Source organism: Pedobacter sp. SL55, from assembly GCF_026625705.1.
Taxonomy (GTDB): domain Bacteria; phylum Bacteroidota; class Bacteroidia; order Sphingobacteriales; family Sphingobacteriaceae; genus Pedobacter.
Genome location: NZ_CP113059.1, coordinates 2,240,838 through 2,258,682, shown reverse-complemented (window position 1 = coordinate 2,258,682; position 17,845 = coordinate 2,240,838). Strand labels below are relative to the sequence as shown.

The window sequence follows — 17,845 nt, the reverse complement described above, 5'->3', positions numbered from 1 at the left end:
CAGTGTAATCATCTTTAAGTATGAAAAAATTTGAAACATTAACTTCATCGGTAGTACCATTATCGATTGAGAATATAGATACCGACCAAATCATCCCGGCGAGGTTTTTAAAAGCCACTACCCGCGAAGGCTTTGGCGAAAACCTGTTCCGCGATTGGCGTTACAACGGCGACAATACACCTAAAGCGGACTTCGTGTTGAACGATCCTACTTATAGCGGAAAGGTATTGGTTGCAGGTAAAAACTTTGGTTGCGGCAGTAGTCGCGAGCATGCGGCTTGGGCTATCCAAGATGCAGGATTTGACGTGGTCATCAGCAGTTTTTTTGCTGATATCTTTAAAGGAAATGCGTTAAACAACGGTTTGCTACCTATACAAGTAAGTGAGGCTTTTTTAGCAGATATTTTTACGCAAGTTGCTAAAGATGCTACTTCTACCTTGACGGTAAACTTAGAAGAACAAACCGTAACGATTGATGCTACTGGAGCTAAAGAAAACTTCGAAATCAATCCCTACAAAAAATCTTGCTTGATTAACGGTTACGACGATATTGATTTCGTTCGTAGCCAAACTGATTTGATTGAAACCTACGAGCAGAACAGAGTATATCAACCTAAAACTTTATAATTAACAGTAGTTTATATCCAGCTAACCTATCATCTAAAACCTTGAAAAATGAAAATTAAACCACTAATGTTGCTACTTAGCTTGTTGTGTACGCAAGCATTGGCTCAAACTAGTTCAGAAGTATTAAAAAAGGAAATTGAAAACTTAAGTAATCAGCTGATTAGCGAGAAAGAGAAAACTGCGTATCTTAAGGCTGCACTAGAGCTAAGAAGTGGTAACATTGAAATTACATTGGATAGTACAACTATAAAAATAACAGAAGTAAAAGGTAGTAAAACTGATGATAAAATTACTGTTAGAGGATTAATTACATATTTAGGAACAAAAAAAGGAATTTACAATTTGCAGTGCAACAAATAGTTGACCCAAAAGGTAATACTTTGCAAAGCTTTACAGCATTACGTCCTAATGATTTAACAAAGACGTTTCGCATTGAACAGGCAGAAACAAAAATTTCTTATGCCTTTACAATTGAATTTAAGGAAGCAAAGGATATCATACCAACAATTAGTTTGCTACGTCTTCAAATTTATGGGGAGAGGGTCGGTTCTACATCAAATTACAATTTTAAGGGTTTAGATGTTAAATGGGATTAAGACTTTAGAGTTCAATAGTAGGATTTATTAATATGAAAAAATGAAACCACATAGAAACATAGGCCAATGAGAAAGCCTTCAAAAAAATCTATGTTTCTATGTGGTTAAAAAAATAAAACAATGATTAAAACAATAGTCCAAATTACCAACTTTAACCTAAAATACGGCAATAAAACCGTGTTAAGGGACTTGGAATGGACTATTCAAAACGGTGAAAATTGGCTTTTATCTGGTTTTAGCGGAAGTGGAAAAACTGCTTTGTTGAAAGCAATTGCTGGCATAGAAAAAAGTACAGAAGAAATTGTCGTCAGCTTTAATAAGCAAAGCGATACTAAACCCGTCTGCCAATACATTGCCCAATGGTATCAATTTAAAAATAAAGAAGGCGTTGCCAATTTTTATTACCAACAGCGCTACAATGTACAACAAGTACAAGACACCTTAACTGTTAATGCCGAATTAGCGCATTACGCCAAAGAAAATAACCTAAACTTAGCCAAAGCAGAACCCATTTTAGCAGCGCTAGGTTTTGCTGCCCTTAAAAACGCTCAGCTCATCGAGCTATCAAGCGGCGAACATAAAAAGTTGCAATTGGTTAAAGCCTTATGGTTAAAACCGCAGCTTTTATTGCTAGACCAACCTTACACTGGTTTAGATATCCAATCCCGTCAAAATTTGAATAACTTATTAGATGAAGCTACCAATGATGGTACACAAATCATCTTGGTTAGTAACGAAACTGAAATTCCGGCTTGCATCAACAGGTTTGGCGAAATCATCGATGGACAACTAGTAGAACATTTTACTTTTTGTACTAAAAGTGCCATTGTAATTGAACAGAGAAGTATTCCCGAGTTTTTGCACGAAGCACCATCATCAAGTAGTGAGGTACTGATTAAAATGGTTGATGTGAACATCAGCTATGGCGAGAAGCAAGTGCTTAAAAACGTAAATTGGGAAATTATAGCAGGCGAAAAATGGTTATTGCAAGGCCACAATGGTTCTGGAAAATCAACTTTGTTAAGTTTAGTAAATGGCGACCATCCGCAAGCCTACGCCAATGAGATTTACCTTTTTGGCAACAAACGTGGCAGCGGCGAAAGCATCTGGGACATCAAACAACACATTGGTTTAATTTCTCCAGAGCTACATTGGTATTTCGATTTTAATGCAACGGTTTGGCAAAGCATCGCCTCTGGCTTTTTCGATAGCATTGGCTTATACAAAGAAATTGGCTGGTACAAACGTACACAAGTCGATGAATTAATTGAATATTTCGGATTAACTGCCAATAAAAACGATTTGTTAGCGCACTTGCCATTAGGTAAACAACGCTTGGTTTTATTGGCAAGAACAGTAATTAAAAACCCGGAACTATTGGTGTTAGATGAACCCTGCCAAGGTTTAGATGCACACCAAACCCTTCAATTTAACACCCTAATTGATGGTTTGTGCACTACCAACAGAACGCTGATTTATGTGTCGCACAGCGATGACCAGTTACCTAAAAATTTAACGCATCAATTGTTGTTGAGCAAAGGCGAGGTAATATACAATGATATTTATAAACAGAAAACGTACAAAGAAGAATTAGAAAGTGTGATTTAATTTTAGCAGAAACTTTAAAAAAATCGTCATTTCGACCGCAGGGAGAAATCTAGCATCCAAAATAGTCGTTAGATTTCTCCTCGTTCCTCGTTCGAAATGACGACCGACTAAATGCAAATTAAGATACGCTCAAAAACATACAAACAATGAAAAACGGCACAGCCCTCTTGAATGCCGTTAGAAAGAAATAAACATACAATGAAAAAACACATTTTAGTAATACCTGGCGATGGCATTGGACAAGAAGTTACCCAATGGGGGAAAGCTGTGCTAGCGCAAATCGCCAAAAACTTTGGTCACGAATTTACTTTCGACGAAGCTTTAATGGGCCACGCCGCCATTGAAGTTACGGGCAATCCACTACCAGATGAAACCCTAGAAAAAGCCCGCAAAAGCGACGCTATTTTATTCGGTGCTATCGGTCATGCCATGTACGACAACGATCCTTCCCTAAAAGTTAGACCAGAGCAAGGCTTGCTGAAAATCAGAAAGGAATTAGGCTTATATGCGAACCTACGTCCCATTCTGTTGTTCGACGAATTGTTAGAAGCTTCAAGTATCAAAGCGCACATCTTACAAGGCACTGATATTTTATTCTTCAGAGAATTAACAGGCGATGTTTACTTTGGAGAAAAATCTCGTTCTGAAGATAGAAACACCGCTTCAGATTTGATGATTTACCACAAATATGAAGTTGAGCGTATTGCGCATAAAGCTTACCAAGCGGCACAACAACGTAGCAAAAGATTGTGTTCGGTAGATAAGGCAAACGTATTGGAAAGTTCTCGCTTATGGCGTGAAACCGTACAAGAAATTGCTAAACAGTATCCTGATGTAGAAACGGAACACATGTTTATCGACAATGCAGCCATGCAGTTGATTAAAAATCCGAAGAAGTTTGATGTAGTATTAACCGCTAACCTTTTTGGAGATATTTTGACCGATGAAGCTTCACAAATTGCAGGTTCAATGGGGATGTTAGCTTCTGCTTCGGTTGGCGATGGTGTAGGTTTCTATGAACCTATCCACGGTTCGGCACATGATATTGCTGGCAAGAACTTAGCAAATCCACTGGCTTCTATCCTATCGGCTGCGCTAATGTTAGAAATCAGTTTCGGACTAAAAGAAGAAGCAAAAACTTTAGTAGATGCAGTAGACAAAGCATTAAAGGACGGCTATAGAACTGGCGATATCGCCGACAAAAATACCGACACCGCTAAAGTGTTGGGAACCCAAGAAATGGGCGAAAAAGTACTTAGTCTAATAAAGTAAAAAGGTAAAAGTAAAAAATAAAAAAAGTTAGGAACCTAGAGTAAAACGATAAACAGGCTTTTGCCTTTTGAATTTTTACTTTTTAATTGGAATATTATGTTACACGACCCAAACAGAGTACACATTTTTGACACCACTTTGCGTGACGGCGAGCAGGTGCCAGGGTGCCAATTGAGCACACCTCAGAAAATTGAAATTGCAAAATCGTTGGAACTACTAGGCGTAGATGTTATTGAGGCAGGTTTTCCTGTTTCTAGCCCTGGCGATTTCAACAGCGTGATTGAGCTTTCTAAAGCAGTAAACGATCCTATTATTTGCGCATTAACCAGAGCCAATAAAAATGATATTGATGTGGCGGCAGATGCCTTGCGTTTCGCCAAAAGACCTCGTATTCACACTGGTATTGGTGCTTCTGACATGCACATCAGGACCAAATTTAACAGCACCAGAGAAGAAATTCTAGAGCGTGCTATTGAAGCGGTAAAATACGCCAAAAAATATGTAGAAGATGTGGAGTTTTATGCGGAGGATGCAGGCCGTGCAGATATTGAATATTTAGCTAAAATGATTGAAGCGGTAATTGCTGCCGGTGCTACGGTTGTAAACATTCCAGACACTAACGGCTACTGCTTGCCAGACCAATATGGTTCTAAAATTCTTTACTTAAAAGAGAACGTTAAGAATATCGATAAAGCGATTATTTCTTGTCACTGCCATAACGATTTAGGATTGGCTACGGCTAACTCTATCGCTGGTTTGCAAAATGGTGCCCGTCAGGTAGAATGTACCATTAACGGTATTGGCGAACGTGCTGGTAATACTTCTATGGAAGAAGTAGTAATGATTTTGAAAACGCACAAAGTTTTAGGTCTGCACACGAACATCAATACGCAGGGTATTTATGAAATTAGTCACCAAGTGCGCAACCAAATGAACATGCCAGTGCAACCTAACAAAGCGATTGTTGGTGCCAATGCATTTGCGCACAGCTCGGGTATTCACCAAGATGGTTTCTTAAAAAATCGTGAAAACTACGAAATCATTAGACCAGAAGATGTTGGCTTCCCTGATGCTACTATTGTACTAACGGCAAGAAGCGGCAGACATGCCTTGAAACACCACTTAGATAGGCTAGGTCACAATTTGGACAAAGAGCAATTGGCCGTGGTGTATACCGCTTTCTTAAACTTAGCAGATAAAAAACAGGGCATCAATGATGACGATTTGAATGAATTGGTGGTACTGCATTTGGCGCCTAAGTTGAGTTAGTTTCTTCTCATCGTTATTCTTGCCTTGTCGTTCCTATGTCGTCATTGCGAGGAGGAACGACGAAGCAATCTTAAAGCGAGAGAGAGCCAATTTGGAATAGAAGCACTGCTTTAAGTTAACTAAACCTGATAAGAGTGAAAAGTTTTTTGTTTTAGTCTGTCATCCAGAGCGTAGCGAAGGATCTACCTATAAAGTATTGAAGAAACAGATTCCTCGTTCCTCGGAATGACAGCAACAAACGTTAAAGCAAAAACTTGCAACGAATAGCAGGACTATCGTAACCGATGAAAAGCCGGAATTGCTTTTCAACAAATAAAATTAAAGCTTCGCCAACTGGCGGATTTGGAAAATGGAAACTACAACAGCATATAATTTCGATTTTGAAGAGGCATTTGCTACCCTGCAAGGTGTGGTAAAAAGAACGCCTTTAGAGTTTAACGCAGGGCTTTCTTTAAAGTACAATGCGAATATTTACTTGAAACGAGAGGATTTGCAAATTGTACGTTCTTATAAGTTACGTGGCGCCTATAATAAAATTAGTGGCCTAACTGCCGACCAACTTAAAAACGGAGTGGTTTGCGCTAGTGCAGGAAATCATGCACAGGGCGTAGCCTATTCTTGCCAAAAACTAGGGATCAAAGGTGTAATTTTCATGCCTGAGATCACTCCGAAACAAAAAATCAAACAGGTAAATATGTTTGGTGGAAATAACATTGAAGTAGTTTTAGTGGGCGATACTTTTGACGACTGCTTAAAAGAGGCCTTAGCTTACAGCGAAGAAAAATCGGCTACTTTCATTCCTCCTTTTGATGACGAAAAGGTAATTGAAGGCCAAGCAACGGTAATGATGGAAATTTATCAAGACTTGCCTGATTTGGATGCCATTGTGGTGCCTATTGGTGGTGGTGGTTTAGCATCTGGTGTTACGGCTTACCTACAAACGGTTAAACCTAGCGTTAAAGTTTTTGGTGTAGAACCTATGGGCGCACCATCATTAACAGAAGCTTTAAAACATGGTAGTCCGGTTACGGTAGAAAATATTGAACGTTTTGTAGATGGTGCAGCGGTAAAACGCATGGGCTGGATTACCTACAAATACTGCAGCGATTTATTGAGTTCTACGTATTTAATACCAGAGGGACAAATTTGTACTACCATTTTAAAACTCTATAACGAAGATGCCATTGTAGTAGAACCTGCAGGTGCTTTATCTGTAGCCGCACTAGAACAGGTAAAAGACCAAATTGTAGGCAAAACTGTAGTTTGTGTGGTTAGCGGTGGCAATAACGATATCGAACGTATGCAGGAAATCAAAGAGAAGTCTTTACTTTTCGAAGGATTGAAACATTACTTTATCGTACGTTTTCCGCAGCGACCAGGAGCTTTAAAACTATTTGTGAACGAAGTTCTGGGACCACAAGATGACATTACCCGTTTCGAGTTCATCAAGAAAACAAATAAAGAAAATGGACCTGCTTTAGTGGGTATAGAATTAATGGATAAAACTGACTATCCTAGCTTACTACAACGAATGAAAGATTTCAAATTTGATGTAATTGAACTGAACCAAGACGCCACTTTGTTTGAGTATTTGGTTTAATCGCCAAGTTGTAATTGCGAGGCACGAAGCAATCTTAAAGCGATAGTAGCGAACGTTGTAGGATTGCTTCGTGCCTCGCAATGACGAGACTAAGAAAAAAAGAAACTTTTCCATCATTATATAAATGTAGATAGGAGGCAAGAAATTGTCTCCTATTTTTTATTTCCAGTTACTTTTCCTCTCCAAAAAAGTAATCAATTTTAGTTTTAAATCTGGAACTTCAAAAATTATTCAATAGATATTTTCGCTAAAAAACTTTCAAAAAGTGGCTCAAATTAATCAAAAACAAAACATTTTATTTTTTGTTCAATTTTATTTTTATCAGCGGACGATATTTGCATTTTTTTGGCAATGGTTTTGATATACGCTTAACAACACACAAATGAAATTTGAAATATCCTCTTTAACACAGCAGGAGTTTCGCAAAAATTTAAACCAACACACAATGAAAAAACTAGCCCTACTCCTACTTTGCATTACCACACTAGGTTTGGCATCATGCAAGAAAAGAAGTTTACGTACCTGAACAAACTTTACCCAACGAAACAATCGAAACTGTGATAAATCCGAATCAATGGATTTCCTCTGAGAATAATACTAGACTGTCTGCAACAATTAACTTTCCTGAAATCGACGATTTAACATTTAAAAATGATGCTATTCTAGTATATATATATCCAGATAACAGTGTTGGTGAATACAGACAACTTCCGTTCGTATTTGATGCACAAGCTTACAGCTATGTAGTAAGGAAGGGTTCCATAACTATTGATATACAAACTTCTGGAGATAATGTATTAAACCCAATTAAACCGACCATTCCTGTTGGGTTAAGAGTGGTTATTGTTACATCGAAATTGAGATAAAAAAATATTATAACTCTAGAAAACGACCAATGTTCACATACACTTGGTCGTTTTTTTTATGCTCTCCGCTGTTTAACTGCAAAGCCCTGATATGTACACCATTTCTTTCCAGTAACAATTCGTCATAAAAACCTTTATAGTAAATATCGCGTACGTTAAATTTCTTTGCCGACCAGCTCGCTTTTAATTCTACCCATTCTGGATAAAAACAAATGTGCTCGCCATTTACTTTTAAGCCTAATTGTTGTGCTTCTTTTTTAGAAAGCACCACCGCATTGCCTAACATTTTAGCGGTGTAGGTATTGCTTGGCTGATTGTAAACCTCTCTCGGCTTACCTTCCTGTACCAATTGTCCATCCTTTAAAATTACTAATCGATCTGCCATAAACAAACCATCTGTAGCATCGTGAGATACCATGATGATGGTTAGTCCAGTTTCTTTAGCTAATCGCTTAATATCTGCCCGCAGTTGATTTTTAAGGATAGCATCAACTTGCGAAAAAGGTTCATCCAACAACAACACCTTAGTATCACTCACTAAGGCTTTTGCTATGGCCACACGTTGCTGCTCGCCGCCACTTAACGCAATAATCTTTTTATCTTTTAGTGCTTTAATTCGCAAATGTTCCATTACCTCCATGGTCTTTTGCTGTTTTAAAGCTACATTAGTATTAGAAAGCTGCGAAGCGATGTTATCGTAAACTTTGGCGTAGATATTCAGTGAAAAATCCTGTGTAACCATTTTCATCTCCACATGCCCTGGGATCAACTGCTCGTCTGGTCCTTTCACACGTTTACCATTAAAAATGATTTCGCCCTCATCAACTTTCAACAACCCGTTAATAGATTTTAACAAAGTTGATTTACCACTGCCACTTTCGCCAATAATGGCTACAATTTCGCCTTTATTAATATCAAAACTAACATTAGAAATACCAGATAGTTGCTCGGCTTGATGCTGCTTGGTTAAATTTTGGATGCTTAAGATTTTTTCGCTCACGGTTGTAAAGATAGGGAAAGTAGTCCGAAAGTTATACAGACCGAAAGTTAGTTTTGAACTAGCATTGTCCAATGGCTTCCACTCTTTCGGACTATAATCTTTCGGACTGTCGGACTAACAAAAAAATCCCGCATCTATAATAGAAACGGGATTGGTTCATTTGTGTGTGAATTGTTCAATAGTTCATTGGTTCATCAGCATTATATCTGCCGACTTTCCAACTATTTGACTTTACTGACTTGCGGACTAATTAATTCAATCCAAAAGTTATACCGAACGACATCGCCTTTAAGCCTTTTTGTGCATCGGTATCGAATAAATCGCTAGCGCTATATTTAGCAAACAAACCTAAACCACCGTAGCCAATTCTTGCTGTACCGCCGTAACGGAAAGGTGTAAAGTTATAATCATCAGTAAATTTAACTTTACCTCGTTCTTCACTAATTTGTTTCACTTTACCACCCAACAAAAACGCTACTTCTGGGCCTACTACAAACCTAAAGCGCTTGCCCTTATGATCTTCCTTGGTTCTAAATTCAAAGTTCAACGGAAAATGAACGTAGCTAGCCGAGAAACGGTTTTTACTGAAGGTAGCATCGGTAATTACATCGTAATCTAATACAGGCACATCTTTTTTAATAGTGATATTTCTATCTAAACGAATCAATGTCCAGTCGAACCCCCCAGCTAAATAAACTTTAAAATGGTTGCTAAATCTGTAGCCAAATTGCAAAACATCAAACGATACAGTACTCGTTTTCCAAGGTTTGTAATCTAAAAAATCGTTAGTTGGCGATAAGGAAAAGCTGCCGTTATCCACTAATTTAGTTAAACCTATATCTAAGCGAGTAAACGTAACGCCTCCCACAAAACGGCCGTTCTTATTCGCACTACTATCGCCGTTAATTTGTACTATGTTTCCATTACCAATAGAGATAGTTACCTTTTTTGCTTTTCTATTACTATCTATACTTATGCCTTTTCCATAATCAATCTTCACTTTAGTACTATCGCTTTGCGCTTTTAAAGCTCCTGCTGCCAGAAAAGTAAGTCCGCTTACCAATACTGCTTTTAAAATTAGATGTTTCATTTGTGTGTGTTTAATATTGTTTTAAGATTTGAAAGTTGAAATGTTGTATCTCGGATAGTTAATCCTGTTCATCCCGTAAATTCCAAAACCCAGTTCTTATTTTTTTTTATTTAGTTTCAAAAAGCCTATGTTCAATCCAATTATCGATGAGTTATCGTCATCATCAGTATCAAATCTAATTAGCTTTTTATCTCTTTTGTCTACTTTGTCTACCACGTAGTTTACTAAATCTCCCACATTACGGATCCCTTTTTTATTATCATTGGTTTCCTCATCCGGATCTACATAGGCTACTCCCGTTCCTTTGGTATCAACTACCCTGGCCATCATAATTTCCTCTGCATTTTCCTTCAATATGGTTTCTTTAGGCGTTACATCTAAAGGTTTTATTTGCTCCCTTTTAATATCTAGACGATCGCTACTTTCAGACGGTTGCATCGCTATGAAATTATTTTTTTCTACCTCTTTAATTTCAGTAGGAGAAGTTACCTTGGCAATGGTATTGCTTACCAAACGGCGATTACTTACTGCCGCATCTGATAAAACCGTAGCCTTACCTGTAGCAGTTTCTTCTATTGCCGCCACTTGTAATGTTTGTGATTCATTAGCAGGTTTTACCACAGCTAGCTCCTCACTTGCTCCCTGTAACTGCACCTTTTCGCTACGCTGCGTAAACAACATTACTGATGCCACCACAGCTACGCTTGCAGCCGCCATCCATAAAACGGGGAACGGACGCTTCTTCTTAGGTTCCAATTGCCCGGCAATATTGCCCCATAAATCTGCAGATGGTTCAATTTCTGCATCGGTAAACCTGTCTTTAAACAGTTGGTCAAAATCTTTATCCGGCATGTGTTGCATAACCAAAGCCCTCCAATTTTAAAATTTCTTGTTGCAATATTGCTCTCGCTCTCGATAGCTGCGATTTGCTTGCTCCCTCTGTAATTCCCAGCGTTTCTGCTATTTCTTTGTGCGAATAACCCTCAATAGCGTACATATTGAACACCATTCTGTAGCCATCGGCCAGTTTTTGTATTACCTTCATCAAATCCTGCATACCTAAACTACCAAAATCAAAACCTGTAGAGGGTTGTTCATAAGCATCCTCAATGGGCACCACATTTAAAGTTCGCAGGTTTTTTCTATAGCTTTCAATAGCAGTATTTACCATAATTCTGCGGATCCATCCCTCAAAAGAACCTTCTCCCTTAAACTCCTTTACCTTTTGAAAAATCTTTACATAACCCATCTGCAATACATCTTCTGCCTCCATCCTATCTTTGGCATACCGCATACAAACCGCCAACATTTTCGATGCCGTTTGCCTGTATAGCATTTCCTGCATCTGTCTGTTGCCAGCCTTACAGCCTTCCATCAGCTCGTTTAATGTATATGTTTTTGCCACCTTCATTTGTCTGCTTGTATTAGGGTAGATGCACAATCGTACCCAAAGGTTGCAAGCCTCATTAAATATTTTCTATTTTTTTTTGAAAAGCAAAAATAATGGTTCTTTGGGTATTTCAGTCCTGCTTTCCACTGCAATCTTTTTGTTGCTACTGCACCGTTCATCATTGTCATGCTGAGTTTATCGAAGCATCTAGTCACAAACCAATCCTTCGACAAGCTCAGGATGACACTGACAAAAAGTATTTTCGTTACAATCAGGTTTAAAAACCAAAACCTGCGCACCAAAAACAAGGTGCCAACCCTTGCATTTTCATCGCACTTTTTACTTAATTTTAAGTAAATCAAAAACTAAGAAAATGAAAATTGTAAAAATCGTTATCTGTGTCCTATTCGGATTGATGTTCATCAACGGAGGTCTCAATAAATTTTTCAACTACATCCCAGTACCAGAGTTACCGGCAGACCAACTTAAAGTAATGACAGCCATGACGGCTATTCCATGGTTAATGCCATTATTAGCAACAATGGAAATTGTTGGAGGTGTACTAATAGCCATACCTAAAACAAGAGCTTTAGGCGCCATTGTTATTTTTCCAATGATGGTTGGTATTGTACTACATCATATTATGGTAGCACCAGAAGGAATTATTATGGCGGCAGTATTATTCCTCATTAACGTTTGGGTAATTGCCGACAATTCGAGTAAATACAAACCAATGGTAAGTTAGTTCTAAAAATAAAAAGACTTACGAAGTTTTGAAGTTTCAATGCTAACTAATTAAACTACATCGTCATTTCGAACGCAGAGATAAATCTAGCATGTGATTAAACATTTAGCTAGATTTCTCTTCGTGGTTCCTCCTCATCGAAATGACGTGCAACTAACGTAAATTTCATCTACTCAATATTAACCGGCCTATTCTTAGGATACTTCACTTGATACTTCAAATCAATTTTCTTTTGCTCATTCGGTTGTAGTAAGAATTGCCAAGTTAATCTACCACTAGTTTCATCTAACTTAGCTTTCGATAATTCTTGTTTCTCTACCATTATATCGCTATTGGTTGGTATTGGCAATTGATCTTCGATAGTTAAATTTACCACCTGACTTTTCCTATTTTTAACATCAATTACAAAATGGCGGGTATCTTTTTGAGACGAACCAATAAACTGCCTTTCGGTATATCCTTTTTGTTTCTCTCTTTTTACAGCTACATTTTTATCAGCTCCCAAAGAAATAGTTAAGGTATCGGTGTTTTGAATATCCAATAACGATTTATCCAAATAAGTACCCTCAAAGAAAATACTAGCTTCGCCACTAATCAAATTTACCTCATTAAAGTCTGTAATTTTTGCAGTTAAAAATGCGTCTTGCGTTACTTTTGGCACTGCATAATATTGGTAATCTGCTTTAAAATCGTAGTTACCTATATCTACCGCCGCTTGTTTGCCATCGGTTAAAATGGTGTAAGGGGTTTTAATCTCAAAAGTTACATTGGTTTGCTTTTCTACATTTTTAACTTCCAAAGGCACCGAAGAAATTGAACTTACACCTCTAATTGTTGTTACCGAAGCCGCCACGCTAGCTCTTTTTTGAGACTTACCTTCTCCCGCAGCAGTAATCATCACCTCGTTTAAGGCATTACTACTTTCATTTAACCTTACATTTAGTTGTCGCCCTAAAATAGCCTCTAGTTCTTGACTTTCAAATCCTAAATAATTAAATTCTAACACATTTGAACCTACAGGCATTTGTATCGAATAATTTCCATCAGCATCTGTCACGGTAGCAATAGAAGAATTTTTAACTCTACCGAGGTGCCTGGTAAGGCTAAATTATCGGCCGCACTAACTACTTTACCTTTAACAACGTTTGATGTAGCAGCCACAGGATTAAAAAAAGAGTAACCAGCACTTAAATAACCTAACTGATATGTCGGTAAAGTTGGTTTTTCATTATTATTAGATGGATTACCAGAAGACAAGATCAACTTTACATTTTTCCAGTCTTCACCAGAATTTTGGCTCACATTGGCTTTGTAAACTAATTGAATTGGACTAGCCACATCTTTAGCTCTAATATCATAAGTTGGATACCAGCTGGCATTTTTCACTAAATACGTTAAGGCAAACTTTCCTTTAGTTGCAGCTTTGGTAGATACTTTAACCACCACATCGCTAGAGTTCCCGATAGGTTTTCCGTCTATTTCGGCAGCCTGTCTATTAATTTTGTTAATTTCTTCATACAGCTTAGCTACTTCTTTTTGCAAGCTAGCTTGTTTATTTTTTGTCTCATTTAACCTTAGTTTCTGAAAATCTAGAGCGGCTTTTAATTTTACCAAATCGTAATTTACGTTTGGTCCCATTACCGTTTGGTTCTTCATCAGCATTTCTTCTTCTGCTTTGTAAACTGCAATCTCGTTGTTAAGTACCACAATCTTATCCGAAATATCTTCAGATTTAGCTAATAAAGCAGCTTTCTGTTCAGACTTTTTCTTATCCAGTAAGAAATTATTCTGTTTGGTAACCGATAGAATAGTAAAATTTCCTTCGCCTTTAGCTTGCAAACTTTGTGTTTCTATGCTCGAAGAAAGCCCAGAGAACACCAATAAACTAACACCTTGCGGCAGTTCTACATGGTCTGATAAGCGTTGCACTTGTGCACCATTCATAAAAACAGTTACATCGCTTATTTTAGAGTTTACGTTTATTTGATTTTCTTGTGCAAAAGCAGCCGCGTTAAAAAAGAATAATAATGCGAAAAGTATCTTTTTATCCATTTGAATTGAGTTTATATCTCTATGATGCAAGGCTACTTCATTTTGCATAAGACACCAACAAAAAAAGCATCACTTTTTCGAGTGATGCTTTTTACTATACTAATCGTAATTGCGAGGCACGAAGCAATCTCTATCGTCTTAAGATTGCTTCGTGCCTCGCAATAACGACAGGACGAAATGTTAATGTATGCCTTTAAAAATTCGGCTCCAACGTATTTTATTGAGGAATGAACCCTCGCTATCGATACTTAACCAAATAAATAATGCCTTACCTACAATGTGATCTTCTGGCACAAAACCCCAATAGCGTGAATCTGCCGAAGCATGGCGGTTATCGCCCATCATCCAATAATAATTCATTTTAAAGGTATAAGTAGTTGCCTTTTTACCATTCAAAATCCAATCGTTGCCTACTTTCTCCAACTTATTTCCTTCGTAAATACGGATACTTCTTTCGTAAAGTGGCATGGTTAAACTATCTAAAGTTACTGTCCAACCTTTTTTAGGCACTATAATTGGCCCATAATTATCTAAATTCCACTTTCTGTTTTTATCGTGCGGAAAAATTAGGATGTCTTGCTCATCAGCAGGTGTTAAATCTTCGGTAACAGATTTTACGTAAGGAGATTTCTTCAATTCTTTAACCAAATCTGGCGTACCTTCAAATCTATAAATAGTAGGAAGTGCAGTTGAACCAATTTTAAAGCCCATATCTTCAAAAAGCTTCAAATTTACATCGGCAGTGGTAAACTCTACATTGTAGCCAAAGCCACCTGTACCTACCAAAGGAGCTGGCGTTCCATTAACTACTGCTAAGCCATTTTTCATGCTAATGGTATCGCCGGCAATGGCAATACAACGTTTAATAAAGTTTTCGCGTTTATCTACAGGTCTGCTGGTAACCGAAAATCCCGACCAAATAGACTCTCTACTTTCGCCACGCAATTGCATTTGGTAATAGTTATCATCTTGGCGTTCTAAAACTACTGTATCTCCCTCTGGGAAATTGAAAACCACTACATCATTACGCTTAATGTCTTGTAAACCTGGTAGTCTTTTATACTTCCATTGCACGCCATCCCAATAGGCTTTTGTGCCAGTTAGTGGCATTGTGTGGTGCGCAAAAGGGAATGCAATAGGCGTCATCGGGATACGTGCGCCGTAATTTACCTTACTTACAAAGAGGAAATCGCCAACTAAGAGCGAGCGTTCCATAGACCCCGAAGGAATGGTATAAGCTTCTATAAAAAACACACGGATAATGGTTGCCGCAACTACCGCAAAAACAATGGCATCAACCCATTCTCTAGTTTTAGTTTTTTCTTTTTTGGCGTATCAGAATCTTTTTTCTTTTGCCAGAATTTCCAGTTCATATTAATCTTTAAAATTAAATATATCAGCTATGCTGTAAAAACCTCTTTTATTTTGCAGCCACTCTGCGGCTACTACTGCGCCTAGGGCAAAACCCGCCCGGCTGTGTGCGGTATGTTTAATTTCAATATCATCTACCTCAGAACTGTAAACCACGGTATGTGTACCTGGTACATTTTCAATTCTAAGCGATTCAATTAGCAATTGATTATGCTTTAACTTATCGGTAATGGGCGTTCCTTCTAACTGGTTAACCCATTCTTGCTTACTATCAAACTGCTCAATAATACCTTCGGCAATAGTCATTGCGGTACCGCTTGGCGCATCTAACTTTTGCGTATGGTGTATTTCTTCTACTTGTACATCATAAGCTGGGTAGTTGTTCATCAGCTTTGCTAATACTTTATTTAAGTGAAAGAAAATATTAACTCCAATACTAAAATTAGAGCCATAAAGTAGCGTATTGTTACCATCACCGCAATCATTTTTAATTTTTTGCAACTCGCCATACCAACCCGTAGTGCCAACTACAACTGGCACTTTTGCTTCAAAACATTTGTAAATATTGCTAACTGCCGCATCTGGAGCACTAAAATCTATAGCTACATCTGCTTGTTTTAAATTTTCGACAGTAAAATCATTTAAGTTTTCTATTCCAATTTTAAGAACCACTTGGTGCCCACGATCTGTGGCAAAACGTTCTATTATTTGGCCCATTTTGCCGTAGCCTAACAGCGCTATATTCATTTGTTTAGTTTTTATGTTTAAGTACAGAGAACCTCTGCTTTCTCCTTGGGTTATAGTTTTAGGGTTAATTTTAATGCTGGCGTAACGTTACTAAAGCCGTACATGGTATTAGAATTTATTAGTGTTGGCGATAGCTTAATAGATAAGGTTTCGTCAACATTGAAGTATTTTAAACGGGCGGTAACGTAAGCATCCAACACATTTAAACCGTACAACCCTAATAAAGAGATAATTACCACCTCTCGGTTACGCTTATAGATATTTTTAGCTAGAGTAAGCCCGTTGGTGTCATATTGTTCTAAACCATTAGCAGGGTCTGATTTTCCATACAACTGCCTATATTGTAGTTCCTTTAAGAATAAATTATAGTTATTGTTATTATCTATAAAAGACATAACCAATAGCGTGCCACCAGCGTAAATAGCGCCAATTTTACCTATAATGTATAATTTCTGCCCTATGCGTTTACCTTGGGTTCTGCCTGCTTTAACATCATCAACCACCAGGCCATAATTATATACTTGGCCCAAGCCCGGAAAAATAAGCGAACGATATACCGCCTTTTTACCTGCAATTCTACCTTGGTTGATATATTTGGGTGGAGCAAGGGTATCCAGTTTTGCTGTGGTATCTGGCTTTATAGAGCGTACCGGCTTTTGCGCAGTTACCCAAGTAAAAGCGAAACAGAGTGCTACAGAAAGCAAAAATGCCCGCATTACCAATCTAAAAGTTCTAAAATACGGTTAAGATCGTCGTTATTTACGAAAGGAATTTCGATGGCGCCTTTTCCGTTATCTTTTACCTTTAACTTCACTTTAGTAGCAAATTTAGAGGCCAAATCATTTTGCAACTTTTGGTATTCGAAAGAAACCGCTTCTTGCTTTAAAGGCATTTTAACTTGTACATGGTTAATACCACGTACTAAATCTTCTACTTTACGTACCGAAAGTCCTTTATCTATAATTTCTTGATGGATAAAAAGTTGCTTTCCTTCGTCGTCTACAGATATTAAAGCACGGGCATGACCCATAGAAATTTTATTATCGCGAATAGAAGCTTGAATTGCTGGAGGCAACTTTAATAGCCTTAAATAATTGGCTACCGTAGTTCTGTTTTTGCCCACACGCTCGCCCAATTGCTCTGCCTTTAAGTTACATTCATCAATCATTTGCTGGAAACTTAAAGCTACCTCAATGGCATTTAAGTTTTCACGTTGAATATTTTCAATCAAGGCCATTTCCAACATTTGTTGGTTATCGGCAGTACGAATGTAAGCTGGAATTTCTGTTAGACCCGCCAATTTAGAAGCTCTAAACCTACGTTCTCCAGAAATTAACTGGTATTTGTTCCCGTTTTTACGAACTGTGATAGGCTGTATTAAACCTTGCACTTTAATCGAATCCGATAATTCGTCTAGTGCAACTTGATCAAACTCTGTACGTGGTTGGTACGGGTTGGTTTCTATATCTGCAATGCTGATAGCGCTAATACTGCCAACTTGTGGCGTTACATCAACATTTTCTACGGCAGGTTTAGAGGTATTAACCGTTTCGTTATCATCCAAAAGTGCACTTAATCCTTTACCTAATCCGGTTTTTCTTTGAAAAGTCATC

At 37.8% G+C, this 17,845-nt stretch carries 18 protein-coding genes; 8 read left to right on the top strand and 10 right to left on the bottom strand.

Features of this window, described 5'->3' with window-relative positions; all coding sequences use genetic code 11:
• The first annotated feature begins 20 nt into the window (after nucleotides 1–20).
• From leuD to ilvA, 7 genes are all read left to right on the top strand, one after another.
• Nucleotides 21–626, top strand: a complete 606-nt coding sequence (gene leuD, locus OVA16_RS10190) for a 3-isopropylmalate dehydratase small subunit (RefSeq protein ID WP_267758980.1) — start codon at nucleotides 21–23, stop codon at nucleotides 624–626.
• A gap of 48 nt (nucleotides 627–674) precedes the next feature.
• A complete protein-coding gene (locus OVA16_RS10185) occupies nucleotides 675–986 on the top strand; it encodes a hypothetical protein (protein ID WP_267758978.1) in 312 nt (103 codons plus the stop codon).
• Entirely contained in the window at nucleotides 974–1,222 is a 249-nt protein-coding gene (locus OVA16_RS10180; RefSeq protein WP_267758976.1) for a hypothetical protein, read from the top strand. Before OVA16_RS10185 ends, OVA16_RS10180 begins: the two co-directional genes overlap by 13 nt.
• 120 nt (nucleotides 1,223–1,342) lie before the next feature.
• Entirely contained in the window at nucleotides 1,343–2,830 is a 1,488-nt protein-coding gene (locus OVA16_RS10175) for an ATP-binding cassette domain-containing protein (protein ID WP_267758974.1), read from the top strand.
• Nucleotides 2,831–3,028: 198 nt separating this feature from the next.
• On the top strand, nucleotides 3,029–4,102 hold the full coding sequence (gene leuB / locus OVA16_RS10170; RefSeq protein ID WP_267758972.1) for a 3-isopropylmalate dehydrogenase: 1,074 nt from the start codon (nucleotides 3,029–3,031) through the stop codon (nucleotides 4,100–4,102).
• 96 nt (nucleotides 4,103–4,198) lie between these two features.
• Nucleotides 4,199–5,371 carry a 2-isopropylmalate synthase gene (locus tag OVA16_RS10165; RefSeq protein ID WP_267758970.1) on the top strand — a complete coding sequence of 391 codons (1,173 nt, stop codon included), beginning with the start codon at nucleotides 4,199–4,201 and terminating at the stop codon, nucleotides 5,369–5,371.
• Nucleotides 5,372–5,720: 349 nt separating this feature from the next.
• Nucleotides 5,721–6,971: a threonine ammonia-lyase IlvA gene (gene ilvA, locus OVA16_RS10160; RefSeq protein ID WP_267758969.1), complete on the top strand. Its 1,251-nt coding sequence runs from the start codon at nucleotides 5,721–5,723 to the stop codon at nucleotides 6,969–6,971.
• An 873-nt stretch (nucleotides 6,972–7,844) separates the two neighbouring features.
• On the opposite strand, the gene OVA16_RS10155 is transcribed toward ilvA, so the two are convergent.
• The 4 genes from OVA16_RS10155 to OVA16_RS10140 form a co-directional block, all read right to left on the bottom strand.
• On the bottom strand, nucleotides 7,845–8,837 hold the full coding sequence (locus tag OVA16_RS10155; RefSeq protein WP_267758967.1) for an ABC transporter ATP-binding protein: 993 nt from the start codon (nucleotides 8,835–8,837) through the stop codon (nucleotides 7,845–7,847).
• 250 nt (nucleotides 8,838–9,087) lie between these two features.
• The gene (locus OVA16_RS10150) at nucleotides 9,088–9,927 is read right to left on the bottom strand and encodes an outer membrane beta-barrel protein (protein ID WP_267758965.1); all 840 of its coding nucleotides are present in this window, start codon (nucleotides 9,925–9,927) and stop codon (nucleotides 9,088–9,090) included.
• Between the two features lie 96 nt (nucleotides 9,928–10,023).
• On the bottom strand, nucleotides 10,024–10,779 hold the full coding sequence (locus tag OVA16_RS10145) for a hypothetical protein (RefSeq protein ID WP_267758963.1): 756 nt from the start codon (nucleotides 10,777–10,779) through the stop codon (nucleotides 10,024–10,026).
• Nucleotides 10,769–11,338: an RNA polymerase sigma factor gene (locus tag OVA16_RS10140; protein WP_267758962.1), complete on the bottom strand. Its 570-nt coding sequence runs from the start codon at nucleotides 11,336–11,338 to the stop codon at nucleotides 10,769–10,771. The genes OVA16_RS10145 and OVA16_RS10140 overlap by 11 nt, the downstream gene beginning before the upstream one ends.
• 352 nt (nucleotides 11,339–11,690) lie before the next feature.
• Between OVA16_RS10140 and OVA16_RS10135 the strand changes: the two genes are divergently transcribed.
• A complete protein-coding gene (locus OVA16_RS10135; RefSeq protein WP_267758960.1) occupies nucleotides 11,691–12,062 on the top strand; it encodes a DoxX family protein in 372 nt (123 codons plus the stop codon).
• A 169-nt stretch (nucleotides 12,063–12,231) separates the two neighbouring features.
• Here the strand turns inward: OVA16_RS10135 and OVA16_RS10130 are convergent, their stop codons facing one another.
• From OVA16_RS10130 to OVA16_RS10105, 6 genes are all read right to left on the bottom strand, one after another.
• The gene (locus OVA16_RS10130) at nucleotides 12,232–13,119 is read right to left on the bottom strand and encodes a mucoidy inhibitor MuiA family protein (RefSeq protein WP_267758957.1); all 888 of its coding nucleotides are present in this window, start codon (nucleotides 13,117–13,119) and stop codon (nucleotides 12,232–12,234) included.
• Nucleotides 13,116–14,114, bottom strand: a complete 999-nt coding sequence (locus tag OVA16_RS10125; RefSeq protein ID WP_267758952.1) for a mucoidy inhibitor MuiA family protein — start codon at nucleotides 14,112–14,114, stop codon at nucleotides 13,116–13,118. Before OVA16_RS10125 ends, OVA16_RS10130 begins: the two co-directional genes overlap by 4 nt.
• Nucleotides 14,115–14,294: 180 nt before the next feature.
• Entirely contained in the window at nucleotides 14,295–15,368 is a 1,074-nt protein-coding gene (gene lepB / locus OVA16_RS10120) for a signal peptidase I (RefSeq protein WP_267758949.1), read from the bottom strand.
• A gap of 120 nt (nucleotides 15,369–15,488) precedes the next feature.
• Complete coding sequence (gene dapB, locus OVA16_RS10115) at nucleotides 15,489–16,232, bottom strand: 4-hydroxy-tetrahydrodipicolinate reductase (RefSeq protein WP_267758947.1); 744 nt, start codon at nucleotides 16,230–16,232, stop codon at nucleotides 15,489–15,491.
• A gap of 50 nt (nucleotides 16,233–16,282) precedes the next feature.
• Nucleotides 16,283–16,948: a DUF5683 domain-containing protein gene (locus tag OVA16_RS10110; protein ID WP_267758945.1), complete on the bottom strand. Its 666-nt coding sequence runs from the start codon at nucleotides 16,946–16,948 to the stop codon at nucleotides 16,283–16,285.
• Nucleotides 16,948–17,844, bottom strand: a complete 897-nt coding sequence (locus OVA16_RS10105) for a ParB/RepB/Spo0J family partition protein (RefSeq protein ID WP_267758943.1) — start codon at nucleotides 17,842–17,844, stop codon at nucleotides 16,948–16,950. Before OVA16_RS10105 ends, OVA16_RS10110 begins: the two co-directional genes overlap by 1 nt.
• Between the last annotated feature and the right edge of the window lies 1 nt (nucleotide 17,845).